The organism is Rhizobium sp. BR 317, assembly GCF_047445835.1.
In the GTDB taxonomy this organism is placed as follows: domain Bacteria; phylum Pseudomonadota; class Alphaproteobacteria; order Rhizobiales; family Rhizobiaceae; genus Rhizobium; species Rhizobium paranaense.
The window spans coordinates 133,210-151,535 of sequence record NZ_JARWLB010000004.1 but is presented as its reverse complement, the minus strand read 5'-3'; the positions used below and the strand labels follow the sequence as shown (position 1 = coordinate 151,535).

Genomic DNA, 18,326 nt, shown 5'->3' with positions numbered 1-18,326 from the left:
TCAATCCTCTTTCGCCGTTTTGGAACGGCGGCGGCCGAGCGAGACGACACGGTCCTTGGCCTCCAGCAGCTTCGTCACCTTCGAGCCGAGCAGCAGCAGAGTGGCGAGCCGCTCGGTCTCCAACTGCTTGACGTCCTCGTACCAATTGGTCAGGCGCTCGATCAGGCCGTACATCTCGCTCATCCGCGCCTGCGCATGGCGTTCGGCATCGCTGGCCGGCTGTTGCATCAGGATTTCGCGCAGCATCGAAAGGGTGGGGTCGACCTCGCGTTTCTTGCGCTCTTCGGCGAGCGTGCGCAGGATCTGCCAGACATCATCCGGCGTTGTGAAGAAGTCGCGGCGGTCGTCGGGCTTGTGTTTGAGCAGCACGAGGTTCCAGGCCTGCAACTCGCGCAGGCTCATGGAGACGTTCGAGCGGGAAATGCCGAGGGCTTCGACGATCTCTTCCGCGCAGACGGGTGTCGGGGAGACGAAGAGCAGGGCATAGATCTGCCCGACCGTGCGGTTGATGCCCCAGCGCGAACCCATTTCCCCAAAATGAAGCACGAAGGATTGTACGAGAGGCGGAAGATTCATGGTTGCACCCCATTGTCAGTGATTTCAGAAATTTCTGAAATCACTGTATTTGCAAGCCGACCCGCCTTGCAATCGCTATGTCATCCATGCGTCAATCTGCGCGGGAAAGCCCCGCTCGCCCTTGAAATGCGTCATGAGATCATCCGCTTAGGCCTCCAGCGATGTCGAGCCTTCTATCTGGCCGATCTCGTGCAGATGCGCTTCCAATGCCAGCCGGTCGACCGATGTAATCGGCAGGTTGACCAGGAGCATGATCCGATTTTTCAGGTAGCGGGCAGCCTGTGCAAAGGCGCGGCCCTTGTCCAGTTCGGAACCTTCGACGGTGGAGGGGTCCTCGATGCCCCAATGCGCGGAAGCGGGATGGCCGGGCCATACCGGGCAGGCTTCCCCTGCTGCGTCGTCGCAGACGGTAATGATAAAATCCATCTGCGGTGCGCCCGGCTCGGCAAAGACATCCCAGCGTTTCGAGCTGAAGCCGGAAGAGGGATAGCCGAGAGCATCCAGTGTCCTGACGGCCCAGGGATTTATCTTGCCCTTGGGCGTGCTGCCGGCCGAAAAGGCGCGGAAGCGGCCTTTGCCTTCGGTGTTCAAGATCGATTCAGCCAGGATAGAACGGGCGGAATTGCCCGTGCAGAGAAATAGAACATTGTAGACGCGATCATCGCTCATTGCGCTTTTTCCCCCATGTATCGTGTCACGCAAATGACGGTCACAGCAGCGGATTTCCGAATGGCCGGCGCCGCAACCCTTTTTCAGGAGGCGCGCCAACCGCCGGAAGCATCGCAACCACAATTATACACTACAGGGCGAGAGATGCGTCACTCTTGAAGAAAACGGCTGCGATCAGATGCCGGTATCCGATCGCAGCATGCCGACGCGAATGGCAAATCTTTCGCCAGGCCCGTGAACCGCGGCAAACAGCAGCCCGGCAAAGAAGGTTAAGTGATCGATGAAAAAACCGAATTCCGCCTGAGCGCCGGTCCAGCGGTTGGGTCCATGGAAGCTGAAGGCCAGAAAGATGACATAGATGCCGGCAAGCAGCGCGGCTTCGGAGAAGAAAGCGCCGGTCAGCAGGCAGATCGCCAGCGCGCTTTCGAAGAAGGCGGCTATCCAGGCGAGGGGTAGCGACAGCGGAAAACCGGCCGAGGCGATATAGTCGGCTGTCGATTGCATGCCCGCGAATTTGAAGGCGGCCGCCATCACGAAGACGCCGCCGAAGATCAATCTGGCCAGGCAGATTGCGATTGTCTTACCCATGTCGATATCCTCCGTTGTTCGACTGTTCGGCGATGCAGATTATGGTATCGCCGATCTTGCCCAAGGACGGAAGACGGGCCGCATTCCCGACATGATGCGCTAAATGTTTTTGCATTGGCGGTCAGATTGCGTGATCCGGACTCTCATGATGCCCGGTCCCGCGTTGCGATTGCCAGATCACTTGGACGACGAATGCATCGGGGTTCCGGTATAGGGGTTCGGATCATATTGCTTTACGTCGCCAAAGGTATAGCCCCGTTGCCTCAATTGCCGGATGAGTGTCTGGAGTTTTGCCTTGCCGTCAAAACGATCCTGAAACATCTCATCATGCATCAAGAGGATCATCTCGTTGCGTTTCATGAACCGGCCATAGGCGAAGAGATGATCGATTTCGCTGAGCAGGAGATCGACGGATTGCACCGGTTTGCCATCTCCCGAATGCGCCCATTCGAAGTCCCAGCCATAGATCAGGAACTTCATCGCCGCCACATAGTCGTAGTCGACCACTTCGCGCTCGTAATGGGCGGGGTCCATTGAAAGATCGTCCTTGGAATAGTCGATCAGGCGAAAGACGTCGCGCCCGGGCAAACGGGCATAGACCCAGGGCGTCAGGCCAAGCACGCTATTGGCTTTGAGCATATCTGCAACGACGGCGTCGGTGTTGGAGTAAAAGTCCCTGTAGCGATTGTTGGCGTGGCTGTAGCTGTGGTTTCCGACAGTTACTAAGGGCAGCGCCTTGGCGCGCATCAGCAGCGCTTTTTGCTCAACGCTGGAATCGACATGCAGCCCGACCATGAACATCGCCGCCGGCACCTGCTCTTCGGCCAGCACATCCAGAACATTCGCCGTCCCCGACAGCGGGCCGTCATCGAAGGTCAGATAGATAACCCGCCCGGCCGCCCCGGCCGACAAGGCGCTGCAAAGCAATGCGAGCGCGGCGAGTATCGTGCGAAGGTAATTCCCAATGGACATGGATAGTGGCCCTCGTTTCCCGGCTCGTTATCGCATGTCTATAGCGGCTGTTCCATTAAGACCGGCTTATACTCTCCCCATCGGCCGGCGGACCGGCGCTTGCTTTCGAGGCAGGTTCGAAGGAGGCGCCGGCGCGAAGATATCAAAGCTCGAGCCGGCGAAGGTGATGCATGCGCAATTCGGCTTAAGAATTCCGATCGCGCGAAACCGTATGGGGAGCATTCGCCTGCGCGGCGTCCATGCTGTTGAAGAGTTCCTGAACGAGTTGCGTTATCCGCTCCGGGGATGTCCCCTTGGCCCGCTCTTCTTCAATCCGGCGTCTGACGAGCATTTCCAAATTCGACATGTCTATCATCTCCGTTATCCGGCGCGATAGAAGTGTCATCCCGTAGGGGCGGGGAGGCAAGTTACGGTTTGTTCATGGATGTTTGGGGGGAAGGGGGTGGAAGAGGTGGTGCCGGTTGCTGTCGAGTCCAGCCCGGACCGGACATTCTAGCTTAAGCCAAGAAGCGCCGTTCTGAGGACGGAGTTTCCGTTTCAGAGGTGGTTTTCTCGGCGGATAGCGAGCTGAGGAACCACAGAAATAAGAGCGACCTCGCCCATGCTGGGCGGCTTATGTGGTTTATAACGGCGCGTGACCTGCGGGGCTATGGCTCACAGCCTCGTTGTCTTGCGGCTGGTCCTTAACGATCCGAGAAAGACTTGTTTAGTTGGCAAGGACAATTGCTTACACGAGACCGAAATTCGCGTCATTGTTAGCATCTCGCTGGGTTTTGCGGATAGTAGCAGCTTGATTCAGCGGCAACAGGCACCGTTCTTTTTCCCACTCAGTTGCGCCGCCGACCGGATTTGGAACCCCCACAAATGGTTTGATCAAAATCATATCAGCAGATTTGTCCGGATTCATCGCATCCTCTGTGTAGGCAATATAACAAGTTACAGAGGTAAAGCTTTCAATGCCGAGTATTCTTGCGGTCGCTAAGGCGGAAAGATACATCCCATTGAACTGCAGCAGGACTTTCGCCCACGTACCTTGAGTGAGTTTACTTTTCATTTCGACAATATGAAGTCTGCAGCCATCAGCATCAAAGGTGACAAATGCACCTTCTGCGCATTTACGATTATTTAGGGCCCAGAGTAGCGGCGCTTGATTCGTCGCTCTCATCACAACGCAAGGCGCGTTAGAAGAAAAATAAGCTTTACCAGCTCCAGCGACATTCTTTTCTTCAAAGTGAAAATTCGCGTGATGGTCAGGGTAGTAAACAAAGCTTTTTGAAAGGTGCAGCATCCCCGTCTTGCATGCTTCAGTTATCATCGGCATCTCGTAATTGAAGCGTTTCCGTCGCGAGGGCCATCAGAGTTTCATTCAGGCTTGGCACGACGAATCCGTCTTGGGTCCTCTCGAGTTCAACAACCTCCGTGCCGGTTTTCGATGCGCGAAATTCGTACGCTCGGGCAACCATCGGATTGATTAAGTCTGCTTCATCATAACCGAGCGCTGGCATTAACTCCTCTTTGTTCGACAACTGATGAAGCTTCATTAAGTTATTTATTTCTTGAACAAACGTGTCGCTATGGGTGGTCAACGTGACAAGCCAACCACTACCAACCAAACGTGCGATGAAGCGAGCCATCTCACGTTGTGCTTCCAAATGCAGATGAGCTTCCGGCTCCTCAAATACGATATGGCGCGAGCTGAAGCTTCTTTCCAAAGCTATCAGGAGCGGAGCTAGTTCCGTAATCATCGACGAAGTCGCATGAAAAGGAAGCTCTAATGGAAGGCCGCTGGGGATATACCGATAATCGCCAGTTCGTCCACTTTTTGAAGCAATCGTCCCGGTGAGAATGCGCTCCGAGAGCCACTCCGCGATATTGGGGCTATTTTCAAAATTGGGTCGAGCACGCAACATCAGTCTCACAAAGCTCCTTAGCGTAGCCGGAAAAGGTGTCTGGGCTTGCTCAGTATGATGTGAAAATGCCTGCTGCTGCAGCGCGGGAAGAGCTAGCATTAGGCCAGTGCGGGCCGCGGGGATGTAAGCTTGTCTTGAATATTTTTCCCAATCGGGACCGAAAAGGACGTGGCCGCACGTCTCAGTCACGATGCGGAATTGATTGAATTGTTGCCCCGCAGCATCTTTCGCGAAAAACAATCGCATTTTCGGATCACCATCTCCGAAGTCAACCCATAAAATCATCTCGTCCTTGTCGGAGACTTCGCTGTCTCCGGAAATGTCTGGACCGATAGAAATTGTAAAAGGTTGGAAATCAGCATCTTCAATCGATAGCTTCGTCTCGCTGAAGCCCGGAAATGCAAAAATCTCAGACAAGTAGGCTGGCAGGTTGCGGTCGATAGTATCTCTAATGAAAGCGAGGATATCGGCGGCTTTGTCGTTGTCTATCAGCAAGCTTCTGCCAATCAACGTACCATCAAGATCACAGAATTCGGCTAGCCAGTTAGGGACTGTATCCTCACCAATCGGCCACTCTGGCCAATCTGGCCAAAAATAAGGGCTATCAATGTTCCCCAAAGCCCAAATCAAACTAGCTAGATAGCTTTTCCCGGTGTTGTTTTTGCCAACAAGGATCGTCAGAGGCGACAGCGTGACCTCGGCAAGGTTGATCTTTCCTAAATTCGAGACTTTGAACTTCAAAACAGCAACTTTCAGGATACCAGCTAAGACGGCATATCATGTAACAGTCGCGTTAGTGAATGTTGAATTTATTCGCCACTAGTGGCGCTCGTGACCCATTGCGGCCGCATCTGCATCTATCGCAAGGAGATTCAACATCTCGACGGTGCTGGCAGGTCAGAGGCTCGGCATCAAAGAAGTCGACGACGGCATTTGGCTCGTCGGCGTCACGCTATGATCTGGGATATATCGACTTGGAACAGAGGACCTTACAAACTATCGGCAACCGTTCGGCACGAGGTTTTCACCCATGTCTTAGGTGCAAACTGTTACCTATGTCTTCGGTATGGACAATCAAAATGATGGCGCACCCGACAGGATTCGAACCTGTGACCTTTGGAATCGGAATCCAACACTCTATCCAGCTGAGCTACGGGTGCATGCCTGAGGCGGGTTGACTCGCCTGTCCGATGAGGTGGTTCTTAGCCTAGGAAGCGTTTGGCTTCAATGCGGAAAATGCGGGAAAGCGCATATCGGTATCTCAGAATGAAAAAGGGCCGCGATCCCCTGGGGGCGCGGCCCTGTTTGTTTGCTTAGGATATCGGGCTCAGCTCTTCATCGCGCCGGGGCCGGGGATGGCTTTGGGCGGGACTTTGCCGAGGATGATCATGCCGAGGACTTCGTCCTTTGTGACGTCTTCGGTGCGGGCGTGGCCGACGACCTGGCCGTTCTTCATCACCGAAACGCGGTCGGCGAGGTCGAAGACATCGTGGATGTCGTGGCTGATGAGGAAGATGCCGATGCCGTCCTTCTTCAGCTCCTTGATCAGGTCGCCCACCTGCGCGGTTTCCTGCGGGCCGAGAGCCGCCGTCGGCTCGTCCATGATCAGGATGCGGGCGTTGAAGAGGATGGCGCGGGCGATCGCCACCGACTGGCGCTGGCCGCCGGAGAGCGCCTTCACCGGCTCCTTGAAGCGCTTGAAGTTGGGGTTCAGGCGTCCCATCACCTTGCGGGCCGAAGCCTCCATGGCGACGTCGTCGAGCGTGCCCCAGCGGGTTTGCAGCTCGCGGCCGAGATAGAGATTGGCGGCGGCGTCGACATTGTCGGCGACGGCGAGCGTCTGGTAGATCGTCTCGATGCCGTATTTCTTGGCGTCGCGTGGCGTGCGGATATCAGCCGGTTCGCCGTTGATCAGGATATCGCCGCTGTCGCGCTTGTAGGCGCCGGAGAGAATCTTGATCAGCGTCGACTTGCCGGCGCCGTTATGGCCGAGCAGCGCCACGACTTCGCCGGGGTAGAGGTCGACCGAGGCGTTGTCGACGGCGTGAATGCCGCCGAAGGAGATGGAAATGTTCCTCATTTCCACAAGCGGAGTGGTTTGGTCCGTCATGGTTCCGAATTCCTTTTACTTGGCGCGCGAGCGGTAGACGATGTCAAGCCAAACGGCGACCACCAGGACAATGCCCACGACGACGTTCTGAATTGGCGTATCGACATTGGCGAGACCCATGCCCGATTGCAGCGATTGCATGACGAGGGCGCCGATCATGGCGCCGGCAACCGTGCCGCTGCCGCCGGCAAGCGAGGTGCCGCCGATAACGGCCGCGGCGATGGTGAAGAGTTCGTAGGTCGTGCCCTGCGAGTTGACGGCCGAGTTCAGGCGCGCCGTGGAAATAGCGGCCGCGACGGCGGCGAGGAAGCCCATCAGCGCGAAGATCCTCACGATGACCCATTTGGTCTTGATGCCGGCGAGTTCGGCAGCTTCCGGATTGCCGCCGATCGCGAAGACATAGCGGCCGAAGCGAAGGCGCGTGGCGATGAAGGTCATCACGATGCCGATGAAGACGGCGATGAGAACCGGAACGGCGATGCCGTAGGGAATGTTCAATCCCGTTTCCGGCCAGGTGATATTATGATCCGTGGCGTAGCGCTTGGCGATGCCGATCGGCCAATAATAGCTGTTGAAGAGATAGACCGTGCCGAGGACGAGCAGCGAGCCGAGGGCGGCGAGGAAATATTCGGCCCAAAGCGGACGGCGCGGAAAGTGAAAGCGCTTTCTCTGCTGGCGCGAGCTGATGATGCCAAAGATGATCAGCAGGCAGGAGATCACACCCACCACCCAGCTCCAGGTGGCGCCGATCGAACCGGTCGCGCCGCCGCCGCCCATGACGAGGAAGGTGGAGTCCATCGGGGCCACGGTCTGGCCGCTGGTGACATACCAGGCAAGGCCGCGCCAGACGAGAAGCCCGCCGAGCGTGACGATGAAGGAGGGAACATTCAAGAAGGCGGTGATCGCGCCCTGGAAGGCGCCGATGGCCGTGCCGATCGCCAGGCCGCAGAGCAGTGTGATGACCCAGGTCCAGGAACTGTCGAAGCCGAGATATTGCGGCAGCCACTTGGCCTGGATGACGCCCATGATCATGGCGACGAAGCCGAGCAGCGAGCCGACCGAAAGGTCGATGTTGCGCGTGACGATGACCAGCACCATGCCGGTGGCGAGGACCGCGATTTCGCAGGTCTGCACCGAAAGGTTCCAAAGGTTTCTGGCGGTGAGGAATTCCCGGCCGTCGAATATCCGAAGATAAAGATCGAAGCCGATCCAGATGATCAGCAGCGCTCCGATCATGCCGAGCAGGCGGGTATCGATTTCGGTGGCACGCAGGAACCGGGTGATTGCTCCGGCTTCTGCATTGCGGGGACCGCTCGATGTGGTGGACTGTGTCATGTCGGCCATCGCTTTGCCGTTCTCCCACTGTTGGGCGCGGCCTGCGATGCATTCTGGGCAATCGCTGGCAATATCGCGCCGATCTCAAAAATGCGTCATCGCCTGTGTGGCCGGTCTTCGTTCCGGTCCCGATGACCGCCATCCGGCAGGCCAATGGGATATGCGATGGCGCAGCAAGGATGCGGGAAGCTCCATCTCCACCTGCAAGGGAGAGTTGTCTGCTCCTGATCCGCATTCGACGCCGCAACGGGGGTGCCGTTGCGGCGTCGGTGTTATGGTCGGGTCAACCGTTCAAGGACAGCTTACTTGCAGGCTGCAACGCTGCCGGCCTTAACGCCCTGGCAAGCTTCAGCCTTGCTGATCCAGCCTGCGTCGATGACGACGTTGAGGTTGTCCTTGGTGATCGGGATCGGGGTCAGGAAGACCGACTTCATCGGAACGTGCTTCGGGCCGCCATTGAAGGTCTGAACGCCGGAGATCTTGTCCATCGTCTTGCCGCCAGCGAGGTCGATGGCGATTTCAGCGGCGCGCTTGCCGAGTTCGCGCGAGTCCTTCCAGACCGAAACGGTCTGCTTGCCGAGCGCGATACGGTTCAGAGCTGCCTTGTCGGCATCCTGGCCGGAAACCGGAACGGAGCCGGCGAGGCCCTGTGCGTCGAGGGCTGCAACGGCGCCGCCGGCGGTGCCGTCGTTGGAGGCGACGACCGCGTCAACCTTGTTGTTGTTGGCGGTCAGGAACTGCTCCATGTTGCGCTGCGCGTTCTGCGGCAGCCAGCCGTCCGTATAGGCTTCACCGACGTTCTTGATCTTGCCGCCGTCGATGGCAGGCTTCAGCACTTCCATCTGGCCGGAGAACAGGAAGTCGGCGTTCGGGTCGGACGACGAGCCCTTGATGAAGACGTAGTTGCCTTCCGGCTTCGCCTTCAGGATCTCGCGAGCCTGCATGCGGCCCACTTCCTTGTTGTCGAAGGTGATGTAGAAGGCAGCCGGATTTTCGATCAGGCGGTCATAGCCGACAACCGGAATGCCTTCGTCGGCAGCCTTTTCAACGGCCGGGCCGATGGCGTCGGAATCCTGTGCGAGGATGATGAGGGCGTTGGCACCCTGAGAAATCAGCGACTCAACGTCCGTGAGCTGCTTGGAAGCCGACGACTGAGCGTCAGCGGAAATGTACTTGGCGCCGGCTGCTGCCAGAGCCTTCTTGATGGCTGCTTCATCGGTCTTCCAACGCTCTTCCTGGAAGTTCGACCAGGAAACGCCGACGACCAGATCCTTCGCGAAGGCTGTCGTCTGCATGGTCAAAACGATGGCCGCGCCCGCAGCCAGCTTAATAAAAGCTCTCATATTATCCTCCCGAGTGAATGCGACCGCACGTGCCCTAAGCTCCCGCCGGCCGCCGCGATAACGCTGACGAGAAAGGTTCGGATTTTTTTCTCGACAGTCGAGAAATTTAGTGTCAGAGATTTTTTCACCTGTCAACACCCGCATCTCCAGGTTTAATCGCCGCTGACAAAAGCCGGCCGGAGATGCGGAGGGGAGGATGGCATGAGCGGGAGGCTTGATAATGCTGGCCAAATCCAGCACCGAATTGGTCCGCCAGAAAAACAGTGTTCTGGTGCTGACGGCACTGCGCCGTCACGGCCCGCTCGCCCATACGGAACTCTCTGATTTCACCAAGCTTTCCTCGGCGACGGTATCGGTCATCACCACCGACCTGGAGCGGGCGCAGATCATCGAAAAGGCAGAGCAGCAGGCCGCCAGCGGCCGCGGCCGGCCGCGCGTGCTCTTCTCGCAGCGGCGCGATTGCGGCTATCTCATCGTCGTCATTATTTCCTCGGATGCAGTGCAATATTCGCTTGTGGATTATGCCGGCCGGCTGATCGACCGCTTCACCGAGGAGAGGCAGCAGAACGTCTCGGGTGTCGGCTCTTTCGTCACGGGGCTGTGCGATGCCTTGAACCGGATCGTCGCCCGTTCGCGATTGCCGCGGGACAAGGTGCTGATGATTTCGATCAGCAGCAAGGGCCTGGTCGAGAGCTCCGAGCCGGTGCTGCGCTGGTCGCCGATCTTCGGGCGCGAGCAGATCGATTTTGCCGCGGTGCTGCGCGACGAATGGTCGGCGAAAGTCATCCTCGGCAACGAGACGCTGCTCGTGGCCGCTGCCGTCGGCCGGCAGGAAGAGAATAAAAAGGGCCGCGACTTCCGGGGGCTTGCGGCTCTCTCGCTCGGCCACAGCATTGGTCTCGGAATCGTGCGCCGCGGCGAGGAAGGAAAGCACGAAATATCGGCGCCGAATTTCGGCCATATGCTGCACATGTCGGGCGGCGGTCTCTGCCGCTGCGGTTCGCGCGGCTGCATCGAAGCCTATGCCGGCTTTTACGCCATCCTGCGTGCCGCCTTCGACGTGCCGCTGGATACGATCCCTGCGAAATTCGTGCCGGTTGCCGAACTCGACAAGATCGCCGCCAGCGCCCGGCAAGGCAGCCGCCGCAACATTTTCGCCTTCCGTCAGGCGGGGCTGGCGCTTGGTATCGGCCTGTCGCGTGTCCTCAGCCTGCACGAAAGCATGCCGATCGCGATCACCGGACCGGGGACGCGCTATTACGACCTGTTGCTGGAGGGCATTTCCGAGGGGCTGGCGGAATCGCATGTCGTACGCATGGAGGGCATGCCGGAGCTGCGGGTGATGGCGGACGAACCGACGCTGGTGTTCGAAGGGCATCTCAACCGCGCGCTGGCGATGATGGACGACGATATCGTCAGATCGGGTGTCGTTACGGAGTTGAACGGCCAGACTGGTTGAGGAGGGGACTATGAAACGAATGGCACTGATGTGCCTCTGTCTTGCTGCGACGGGATTGCCCGCTATCGCGGCGCAGCCTTGGGAGGAGAAGACCGCGGCGCTGGGCCAGGCCGGCGCCGATGTTTCCGGCCATCAGACGGTCGAGCAACTCAAGAATCTCATCGAGATCGGCGAGGCGCTGTTTACGGCACGCTTCACGGTGGAGGACGGGGCAGGGCGCCCCGGCGCCACGCAGGCGATCGTGCCGACCAAGCGCAAGCACCCGGTGATGAACGAATTCAGCCGGACGGCCGGTGTCGACGCCAATGCCTGTTCCTCCTGCCATAACATGCCCTTTCCGGGCGGCGCCGGCGATTTCACCACCAATGTCTTCGTGTCCGAAGGTTTCGAGAGCGCGGATTTCGACACGACCGATCCGCAATTCTCCAATGAGCGCGGCACCAACAGCCTGTTCGGCGATGGTCTGGTCGAGCTTCTGGCGCGCGAGATGACCGTCGATCTGCAGCACCAGCGCGCCGAGGCAATTACGCTTGCGGCGAAAACCGGCCAGCCCCAGCGCATCGCGCTCGAAACCAAGGGCGTCAAATTCGGCTGGTTGACCGCGCAGCCCAATGGCCTGGTCGATATGCAGGAACTCGACGGCGTCGACATGGATCTTGTCATCCGGCCCTTCAGCCAGAAGGGCGTGATGACCTCGCTCCGGCAGTTCACGGTCAACGCGTTGAACCAGCATCATGGTATGGAGCCAGTGGAGCGCTTCGGCGGCCGCTGGACGGGGGCCACGGATTTCGATGGTGACGGACATGCCGACGAGATCAGCGACGGCGACGTTTCGGCGATGGTGGCCTGGCAGGCAACCTTGCCGGCGCCGGTGCAGAAGGTGCCGGACAACGCGCAATGGCGCGACATGGCGGCCGCCGGTGAGAAGCTATTCGATGGCATGGGCTGCACGGCCTGTCACAGGACGAGCCTGCCGCTCGACAGTCTCTCCTTCTCCGATCCCGGTCCGAACGACGTTGCCGGCACGTTGAACGTCTCGCAGGTGAAAGACCCTGCTGTCTACGACCTGTCGCAGCTCGACTGGACGAAGAAGCTGAAGCGCAATGATAAGGGGCAGGTGCTGGTGCCGCTGTTCGGCGATCTCAAGCGTCACACCATGACCGACAACACCGTCGACCAGCTCGGCAACGAACTTTTGGCGCAACGCTTCGTCGATCGCAATATCTTCATGACGGCGGAGCTTTGGGGTGTGGCTTCGACACCGCCCTACGGCCATCGCAACGACATCACGACCCTTGACGGCGTGATCCGCGCCCATGGCGGCGACGGCCGCGCTGCCCGTGACGCCTATGTCGGCGCGTCCGATGACGATCGCGCCCGCATCGTCGCTTTCCTCAAGACGCTGGTTATCGAGCAGGCAGGGGTGGATAAATGAAGAAGATCGCAGCCCTCCTTGCCGTTGCCGGCTTGTTTTCGTTCTCATTCGCGCCCGGCGGTTTCGCCGAGGACACGCCCGCGCCGGCGCCTTTTCTGATGGATGTCCCGCATTTCCAGGAGGAAGCGGTCGCCGCCGGCATAGATCATCAATATACCGGCGGCTGGGAATATTTCGTCGGTGGCGGCGTCGCCAGCTTCGACTGCAACGGCGACCGCAAGCCCGATCTTATGATAGCCGGCGGCACCAGCCCGTTGGCGCTTTATGTCAATGAAAGCGAGACGGGCGGCGCTCTGAAATTCAAAGAGAAGCCGATCAATCTTTCCGACAAGGATCTCCGGTCCGTCCTCGGCGTCTATCCGATCGATATCGACAATGACGGTTATACGGATGTCGTGCTGTTGCGGCTCGGTGAAAATATCATCCTGAAGGGCGGTCCGGACTGCATCTTCGAAAAAGCCAATCGCACCTTCGCCTTCGACGGCGGCAAGGATTGGACGGTCGCTTTTGCGGCCACCTGGGAAGCCGGCAATAAATATCCGACGCTTGCTTTCGGCAATTATGTCGACCGCTATGCGCCGGGAACGCCCTTCGGCACCTGCAGCGACAATGTTTTCGATCGTCCTGTCAGTAATGACAAGGTCGACTATTCCAATCCGCTGCCGCTGAAGCCGAGCTATTGCACGCTGTCGATGCTGTTCACCGATTGGAACCATTCGGGCCAGGATTCGCTGCGCGTCGCCAACGACCGGCAATATTATCGCGGCGGACAGGAGCAGCTCTGGGACATCGCGCCGGGACGGCCGCCGCGGCAATATACGACTGCAGAAGGCTGGGCGCCGTTGAAGATCTGGGGCATGGGCCTTGCGGAGGCCGATCCGAAGGCAAATGGCAAGCCGGAATACTTCATCACATCGATGGGTGACAACAAGCTGCAAGAACTCGATGACGAGGCTGACGAGAACAGCCCGACCTATCGCGACACCGCCTATGAAAAGGGAGCAGCCGCCTATCGGCCCTATATCGGCAAGGACCACAGGCCGTCGACGGCCTGGCATGCGCAGTTCGCCGACATCAACAACGATACCAACATGGATCTGTTTTTGACCAAGGGCAATGTCGAAGCCATGCCGGATTTCGCCAGCAGCGATCCCGACAACTTGCTGCTCGGCGGCTTCGACGGAAAGTTCACCGAGAAGGGCGACGAGGCCGGCATTGCGCTTCCCGGCAAGGGGCGCGGCGCGGTGGTCGAGGACTTCAACAATGACGGCATGCTCGACATCCTCGTCGTCAACCGCATGCAGCGCGCCTTCCTGTTCCGCAATCTCGGCGCCAAGACCGACTGGGGTTATCGCCCCCTCGGCAATTGGACCGAAATCGAATTGGACAACGGCCCGATCAACCATATGGGCATCGGCGCCACCATCAATGTCCGGGCCGGCACGCAGACGCAGGTGCAGCGCGTCCAGATCGGCGGTGGCCACGCATCAGGCCATGTCGGCTTCACGCATTTCGGTCTTGGAACCAATGAACGTGCCGTGGTGCGCGTGCAGTGGCCGGACGGAGAATGGAGCCAGCCCTATCGCATCTTCGCCAACCAACACGTCGTCATCAAGCGGGGTACCACATCGGCCAAATACTGGTTCGCGTCGCCGCCAAACGCGAATCAGGCCGCTGCGGCTGAGCCGACCGCTCAACCGGTGACCGATCAGCCGGCGACGAAGTGATATGAGCGAATAAAAATGGCCGGGCGATTAAGCCCTAAATGTGGAATCGACCGGCCAACCTTCACCAAAACCTTGTAACGCCAGTTAAGAGGGGTGTTGCGTATCCCGAAGATTTCTCCGCCCAACGCGGTTTCGATTTCTTCCCCCTGATGGCAACTAGCCGCCAATTGCGGTCATCGAACCGTTTAATGATTGCTCTCGCCTAGTTGCTCGGTGACAGGATCGAATTCCTATCCATATAGTGGTCTGCGAGCTTGGAGATAATGTATGGGCGGCGCTGCAAAAAGCATAGATGAAGTTATCAAGCGCGGATTTGCGCAATTGCTCAAAAGTGAGGGGTTTAAAAAGTCGGGACGCAACTGGCACCGGTCTCAAGGCAAAGATTGGCTGATCGTAAACCTGCAAGCGAGCCGCTGGAATTTGGAAGAGAACGGCAAGTTTACCGTTAACCTCGGCGTCTTCGTGGCTGCGGTGGCCTCCATGGCAGGGCAGAACGCCATTGAAGGAAAACCTTCAGAGCCGAGCGCGACCCTTCGCACTAGGTTGGGGACACTCGTGTATGGCCGAGATCATTGGTGGGAGGTTACGGCGGCATCGGACCTGGATTTGGTCGCGGCTGATCTGGCTGAGAAGATGCAGTCCACTGGCATTCCATGGCTCGAATCTCACCTCGATCCCTCGCGCCTTGCAGCGGCCCTGAAAGACAGCCCCTCTTTGCTGTCATTCAGCGCAGCCTTGCTGTCGGGCGATAGAGACGAGGCAACTCGGCGACTGCGAGAGGCAATTGGACTTCGGCCTGCAGCCCGAACGTATTTCCTCGCCTGGGCGAGCAATAACGGTATTTCTCTTTGAACTCCGGAGATGTGAGCGACATGAGTCGACCGTGCGCTTGGGGCCGGCAGCGTTAGCGGTTATCGCAAAAATGTGGAACCTTAACATTTTTGATGATTCCACATTTACGTTAATGACCGGGCGATCAACCCGGCCATTTTTGATTTTCTGGACGCTGAGCGCGGTCTTAATCGACCTTAACCAGCTTCCCGTCCTTGACGGATTGAACCGCTGCGTCCGCAAGCTTGAGCGCGGCGAGGCCGTCGGCGCCGGATGGCGTGATCGCAGAGCCCTTTTCGACTGCAGCGATGAAGCTTGCGATCTCGTTGGCGTAGGCTTCCGTGTAGCGGGTCATGAAGAAGTCGTGCAGGGGCGGGCGGGTATAGCCGTCGCCGTTGGCAACTTCGATGGAGAAGGGGCGCTGGTTTTCGGCAGCGACCATGCCCTTCGAGCCATGGATCTCGATGCGCTGGTCGTAGCCATAGGTGGCGCGGCGGGAGTTGGAGATGATCGCCTGTTTGCCGGATGCGGTCTGCAGGATGACGGAGACGCTGTCGTAATCGCCGGCCTCGCCAATCGCCTTGTCGACGAGGACTGCGGCGGTGGCGGTCACGGCGACCGGCTCTTCGCCGAGCAGGAAGCGGGCCATGTCGAAATCATGGATGGTCATGTCGCGGAAGATACCGCCGGAGCGCTTGATATAGTCGACCGGCGGGGCGCCGGGATCGCGCGAGGTGATCGTCACCATCTCGACCGCGCCGATGCGGCCATCGTCGATGGCCTTCTTGACCGCCATGAAATGCGGGTCGAAGCGACGGTTGAAGCCGACCATCAGCTTGCCCTTCACCTCTTCGACCACCTTGATGCAGGCCTTGACGCGGGCAACATCGAGATCGATCGGCTTTTCGCAGAAAATTGCCTTGCCGGCGCGCGCAAAGCGCTCGATAAGATCGGCGTGGGTGTCGGTCGGCGTGCAGATCACGACGGCATCGATGTCCTTCGCAGCCTCGATCGCTTCGATGGTGCGGACTTCGCAGCCGTAGGCGGAGGAAATCGCTTCCGCAGCGGCCGGGAACGCATCCGCCACCGCAACGAGTTTGGCGTTGGCATCGCCGCTCACGGCCTTCGCGTGCACTTTACCGATGCGCCCGGCGCCGAGCAGACCAAATCTGACAGTCATCTTTACCTCCCTAATTCGGAACAAATAAACCGAATAATGATCCGTATGGAATTTTCATTCCATTTTCCAATGGCGGCGTCAAGCCGCTAGCATTTCACAATTCTGAAATTCATGTCGCGAAAATGGCTTTTTCTGAAATCGGCGCCCTGTGCCCGATTTGATCGGCATAGTCTCTTTCAAAACCACTTCGCACTTTTCGGGATCATGCGCTAAAGACAAGTTCTCTCCAACAGGCGAACGAGGCCCATGCAACTGATCGATCCCAACCATCCTATCTATAAGCCGCTTTGGGTGCGGGTTCTGATCGTTGCCGTCTGCTTAGGCTGGGCGATCGTCGAGGCTCTGGGGCCGCAGCCTTTCTGGGCGGTCCTCGCAGGCGGCCTTGGCGTCTATGCCGCCTGGATGCTGCTCTTCAGCTTCAATCCGCAGCCGCCCAAGGCCGAGGCTGAACGTGCCGCTGCGAGCGACGAGGCGGAAGACGACGCGCCGACGGACGAGAAGAAGTAGCTATCGCGCGAGACGCCGTATGGCCTCGTCGATCAATTGATTGGCAATCATCATGCGTGTCGTCGCCTGCTCGCGGAAGGGCGGGGCGACGCCGTCGGGATGATTGGCCTTGGCGAACGCGCGGCGTTTTTCGTGAAGAGACTGAAGGGTGGTCTGCGAAGAGATCTCCAGTTCGGCCGCCACGTCTTCCCGCGAGGTTCGTGCGAGATAGTCCGGCATGACCGCCGGCTCCGGCTCTTTCGGTTTAGAATCCGGCCGCATTGGCTCGCGCGAGGGGATGTCGTTGCCGAGATTGTCGACATAGGCATCGTCCGGACGGGAGGATGCCGCCGGCTCGCCTCCGAAAACGGTTGCGGCAAAGCTCACGTTGAGGCCGCGGATGCGATGCGCCGCCTCATTCTTCTCAGACTTTTCTTCCTCCGCATCGAGACGATCGAGGACGGATTGAAACAGCGATTGCCCGAACAACATGCCTGCCTCCAGAAGTGTTCGGGATAGCCGTGCAAGTTGGCGCGGAGCTTATGGCTGCAAGCCGATGGCCGGATCGGGGTTCCTGCTTTCCTGCAGAATCATGTCGTGCAGCAGCCGGGCGCTTGGTGGCATGGCACGCTCGCGGGCCGTAATCAGGCTGTAAGGCTTCACTTCGATATCGAAATCGATGGGCAGGATGCAGGATTCGCCGGCTTGCGATGTCTGTCCACAGATGAATTGCGCCATATCGAGCGCGATCGGGGTGATGGCGTCCGTCTTGCAGACGATGGCGAGCGTCAGGAGCAGCGAAGAGGTGTTGATAATGTTTTCCGGCAGGGGCACGCCGGCCTTGATGAAGATGTCTTCTACCTTGCGCCGCAACAGCGTGCCGGGCGGTTGGAAGACCCAGTCATAGCCCGGCAGGTCCTCGAGGCTGGCAACGCCTTTTTCCAGCAGCGGATGGCCATTGCGGACGATCAGGCAGGCCTTCTCCACCCCGATCTCGTGGGCGTTGAACAAGCGGGGATCGAGCTCGTCTGGAATGCGGCTGATGATGAAGTCGTGGCGGGCGGCGAGCAGTTCACGCGCGAGCACGTTGCTGGTCTCGACCTCGATATTGATCTCGATGCCGGGATAGGCGCGCGTCACGCGCTGGATCGCCGGCACAACGAGGCTGATCGCGGGTGCGGTGACGGCGCCGAGAAAGACCGAACCGCCTTTGCCGGTCCTGAGTTCGCCGATCTCGCGGCTGACTTCACGCAGTTCGAGCAGGATCTTGCGTGCCCGCTTGGCCAGTGCCAGGCCGAAGGGTGTCAGCACGACGCCACGTGCGACACGTTCGTAAAGGGGGCTTTTGACGATCGACTCCATTTCTGACAGCATGCGAGAGGCTGCAGGTTGTGAGATGTTCATCGACTCAGCGGCGGCCGAAATCTGACCATGATCCTCGATTGTGACGATCATACGCAGGTGATTGAGTTTCAAACCGGCCTTGAGCAGCGTGTCGTCACGAAAACTGTCGGAATGAATCTCGATGCTTTCGCTCGGATAATCGCTATATATTTTCTCCATCACGGCCAAATTTCCTGTTCGTCGGCAAAAAAGTACTATTTTTTAACATTATACCAAACTAGGTATATGTCGCGCCAGTTATTCTATTTGACAGTTATACGAAATCGTACGAGTTTGCCGGTCGTGCGCTGGGTGCAGCTCA

18 protein-coding genes and 1 tRNA gene are annotated in these 18,326 nt (G+C 58.6%); 5 read left to right on the top strand and 14 right to left on the bottom strand.

Going from position 1 to position 18,326, the window contains the following annotated elements:
* From QD357_RS08130 to xylF, 11 genes are all read right to left on the bottom strand, one after another.
* Positions 1-576, bottom strand: a complete 576-nt coding sequence (locus tag QD357_RS08130; RefSeq protein WP_107108869.1) for a GbsR/MarR family transcriptional regulator — start codon at positions 574-576, stop codon at positions 1-3.
* 147 nt (positions 577-723) lie between these two features.
* Positions 724-1,245 (bottom strand): arsenate reductase ArsC, encoded by a 522-nt coding sequence (locus tag QD357_RS08125; protein ID WP_107108868.1) that lies wholly within the window; start codon positions 1,243-1,245, stop codon positions 724-726.
* Positions 1,246-1,419: 174 nt separating this feature from the next.
* Entirely contained in the window at positions 1,420-1,833 is a 414-nt protein-coding gene (locus tag QD357_RS08120) for a DoxX family protein (protein WP_107108867.1), read from the bottom strand.
* A gap of 177 nt (positions 1,834-2,010) precedes the next feature.
* The gene (locus tag QD357_RS08115; protein ID WP_107108866.1) at positions 2,011-2,805 is read right to left on the bottom strand and encodes a polysaccharide deacetylase family protein; all 795 of its coding nucleotides are present in this window, start codon (positions 2,803-2,805) and stop codon (positions 2,011-2,013) included.
* 184 nt (positions 2,806-2,989) lie between these two features.
* A complete protein-coding gene (locus QD357_RS08110; protein ID WP_181316086.1) occupies positions 2,990-3,151 on the bottom strand; it encodes a hypothetical protein in 162 nt (53 codons plus the stop codon).
* Between the two features lie 381 nt (positions 3,152-3,532).
* Positions 3,533-4,120, bottom strand: a complete 588-nt coding sequence (locus QD357_RS08105; protein WP_107108865.1) for a hypothetical protein — start codon at positions 4,118-4,120, stop codon at positions 3,533-3,535.
* Positions 4,110-5,456, bottom strand: coding sequence for an AAA family ATPase (locus QD357_RS08100; RefSeq protein ID WP_414124134.1), 1,347 nt, complete (start codon positions 5,454-5,456; stop codon positions 4,110-4,112). Before QD357_RS08100 ends, QD357_RS08105 begins: the two co-directional genes overlap by 11 nt.
* 342 nt (positions 5,457-5,798) lie before the next feature.
* A tRNA-Arg gene (locus QD357_RS08095) sits at positions 5,799-5,875 on the bottom strand.
* A 167-nt stretch (positions 5,876-6,042) separates the two neighbouring features.
* Complete coding sequence (locus QD357_RS08090) at positions 6,043-6,825, bottom strand: ATP-binding cassette domain-containing protein (RefSeq protein WP_028751812.1); 783 nt, start codon at positions 6,823-6,825, stop codon at positions 6,043-6,045.
* A 15-nt stretch (positions 6,826-6,840) separates the two neighbouring features.
* Positions 6,841-8,169 (bottom strand): sugar ABC transporter permease, encoded by a 1,329-nt coding sequence (locus QD357_RS08085; protein ID WP_107108785.1) that lies wholly within the window; start codon positions 8,167-8,169, stop codon positions 6,841-6,843.
* 293 nt (positions 8,170-8,462) lie between these two features.
* Positions 8,463-9,503: a D-xylose ABC transporter substrate-binding protein gene (gene xylF, locus QD357_RS08080; protein ID WP_107108784.1), complete on the bottom strand. Its 1,041-nt coding sequence runs from the start codon at positions 9,501-9,503 to the stop codon at positions 8,463-8,465.
* A 220-nt stretch (positions 9,504-9,723) separates the two neighbouring features.
* Here xylF and QD357_RS08075 point away from each other — a divergent pair, with 220 nt between their 5' ends.
* The 4 genes from QD357_RS08075 (at position 9,724) to QD357_RS08060 (ending at position 14,976) form a co-directional block, all read left to right on the top strand.
* Positions 9,724-10,962, top strand: a complete 1,239-nt coding sequence (locus QD357_RS08075; RefSeq protein WP_107108783.1) for an ROK family transcriptional regulator — start codon at positions 9,724-9,726, stop codon at positions 10,960-10,962.
* Between the two features lie 10 nt (positions 10,963-10,972).
* Positions 10,973-12,397: a di-heme oxidoredictase family protein gene (locus tag QD357_RS08070; RefSeq protein ID WP_107108782.1), complete on the top strand. Its 1,425-nt coding sequence runs from the start codon at positions 10,973-10,975 to the stop codon at positions 12,395-12,397.
* Entirely contained in the window at positions 12,394-14,124 is a 1,731-nt protein-coding gene (locus QD357_RS08065) for a CRTAC1 family protein (protein WP_107108781.1), read from the top strand. Before QD357_RS08070 ends, QD357_RS08065 begins: the two co-directional genes overlap by 4 nt.
* A 267-nt stretch (positions 14,125-14,391) precedes the next feature.
* Positions 14,392-14,976 (top strand): DUF4304 domain-containing protein, encoded by a 585-nt coding sequence (locus QD357_RS08060; protein ID WP_107108780.1) that lies wholly within the window; start codon positions 14,392-14,394, stop codon positions 14,974-14,976.
* A gap of 166 nt (positions 14,977-15,142) precedes the next feature.
* Here the strand turns inward: QD357_RS08060 and iolG are convergent, their stop codons facing one another.
* The gene (gene iolG, locus QD357_RS08055) at positions 15,143-16,135 is read right to left on the bottom strand and encodes an inositol 2-dehydrogenase (protein WP_107108779.1); all 993 of its coding nucleotides are present in this window, start codon (positions 16,133-16,135) and stop codon (positions 15,143-15,145) included.
* A 246-nt stretch (positions 16,136-16,381) separates the two neighbouring features.
* On the opposite strand from iolG, the gene QD357_RS08050 reads away from it, so the two are divergent.
* On the top strand, positions 16,382-16,642 hold the full coding sequence (locus QD357_RS08050) for a hypothetical protein (RefSeq protein WP_107108778.1): 261 nt from the start codon (positions 16,382-16,384) through the stop codon (positions 16,640-16,642).
* Here the strand turns inward: QD357_RS08050 and QD357_RS08045 are convergent, their stop codons facing one another.
* Together QD357_RS08045 and QD357_RS08040 are read right to left on the bottom strand one after the other, a co-directional pair.
* Positions 16,643-17,113 carry a hypothetical protein gene (locus QD357_RS08045; protein WP_107108777.1) on the bottom strand — a complete coding sequence of 157 codons (471 nt, stop codon included), beginning with the start codon at positions 17,111-17,113 and terminating at the stop codon, positions 16,643-16,645. It lies immediately after the preceding gene.
* A 48-nt stretch (positions 17,114-17,161) separates the two neighbouring features.
* Positions 17,162-18,184 carry a LysR family transcriptional regulator gene (locus QD357_RS08040; RefSeq protein WP_107108776.1) on the bottom strand — a complete coding sequence of 341 codons (1,023 nt, stop codon included), beginning with the start codon at positions 18,182-18,184 and terminating at the stop codon, positions 17,162-17,164.
* Between the last annotated feature and the right edge of the window lie 142 nt (positions 18,185-18,326).

Excerpts from the sequence above, each read along its gene's own strand:
- QD357_RS08115 (WP_107108866.1), bottom strand. The coding sequence starts at position 2,805 with ATGTCCATTGGGAATTACCTTCGCACGATACTCGCCGCGCTCGCATTG.
- QD357_RS08130 (WP_107108869.1), bottom strand. The coding sequence starts at position 576 with ATGAATCTTCCGCCTCTCGTACAATCCTTCGTGCTTCATTTTGGGGAA.
- QD357_RS08090 (WP_028751812.1), bottom strand. The coding sequence starts at position 6,825 with ATGACGGACCAAACCACTCCGCTTGTGGAAATGAGGAACATTTCCATC.
- QD357_RS08070 (WP_107108782.1), top strand. The coding sequence starts at position 10,973 with ATGAAACGAATGGCACTGATGTGCCTCTGTCTTGCTGCGACGGGATTG.
- iolG (WP_107108779.1), bottom strand. The coding sequence starts at position 16,135 with ATGACTGTCAGATTTGGTCTGCTCGGCGCCGGGCGCATCGGTAAAGTG.
- QD357_RS08105 (WP_107108865.1), bottom strand. The coding sequence starts at position 4,120 with ATGATAACTGAAGCATGCAAGACGGGGATGCTGCACCTTTCAAAAAGC.
- QD357_RS08045 (WP_107108777.1), bottom strand. The coding sequence starts at position 17,113 with ATGTTGTTCGGGCAATCGCTGTTTCAATCCGTCCTCGATCGTCTCGAT.
- xylF (WP_107108784.1), bottom strand. The coding sequence starts at position 9,503 with ATGAGAGCTTTTATTAAGCTGGCTGCGGGCGCGGCCATCGTTTTGACC.
- QD357_RS08050 (WP_107108778.1), top strand. The coding sequence starts at position 16,382 with ATGCAACTGATCGATCCCAACCATCCTATCTATAAGCCGCTTTGGGTG.
- QD357_RS08120 (WP_107108867.1), bottom strand. The coding sequence starts at position 1,833 with ATGGGTAAGACAATCGCAATCTGCCTGGCCAGATTGATCTTCGGCGGC.
- QD357_RS08065 (WP_107108781.1), top strand. The coding sequence starts at position 12,394 with ATGAAGAAGATCGCAGCCCTCCTTGCCGTTGCCGGCTTGTTTTCGTTC.
- QD357_RS08085 (WP_107108785.1), bottom strand. The coding sequence starts at position 8,169 with ATGGCCGACATGACACAGTCCACCACATCGAGCGGTCCCCGCAATGCA.
- QD357_RS08110 (WP_181316086.1), bottom strand. The coding sequence starts at position 3,151 with ATGTCGAATTTGGAAATGCTCGTCAGACGCCGGATTGAAGAAGAGCGG.
- QD357_RS08075 (WP_107108783.1), top strand. The coding sequence starts at position 9,724 with ATGCTGGCCAAATCCAGCACCGAATTGGTCCGCCAGAAAAACAGTGTT.
- QD357_RS08040 (WP_107108776.1), bottom strand. The coding sequence starts at position 18,184 with ATGGAGAAAATATATAGCGATTATCCGAGCGAAAGCATCGAGATTCAT.
- QD357_RS08060 (WP_107108780.1), top strand. The coding sequence starts at position 14,392 with ATGGGCGGCGCTGCAAAAAGCATAGATGAAGTTATCAAGCGCGGATTT.
- QD357_RS08125 (WP_107108868.1), bottom strand. The coding sequence starts at position 1,245 with ATGAGCGATGATCGCGTCTACAATGTTCTATTTCTCTGCACGGGCAAT.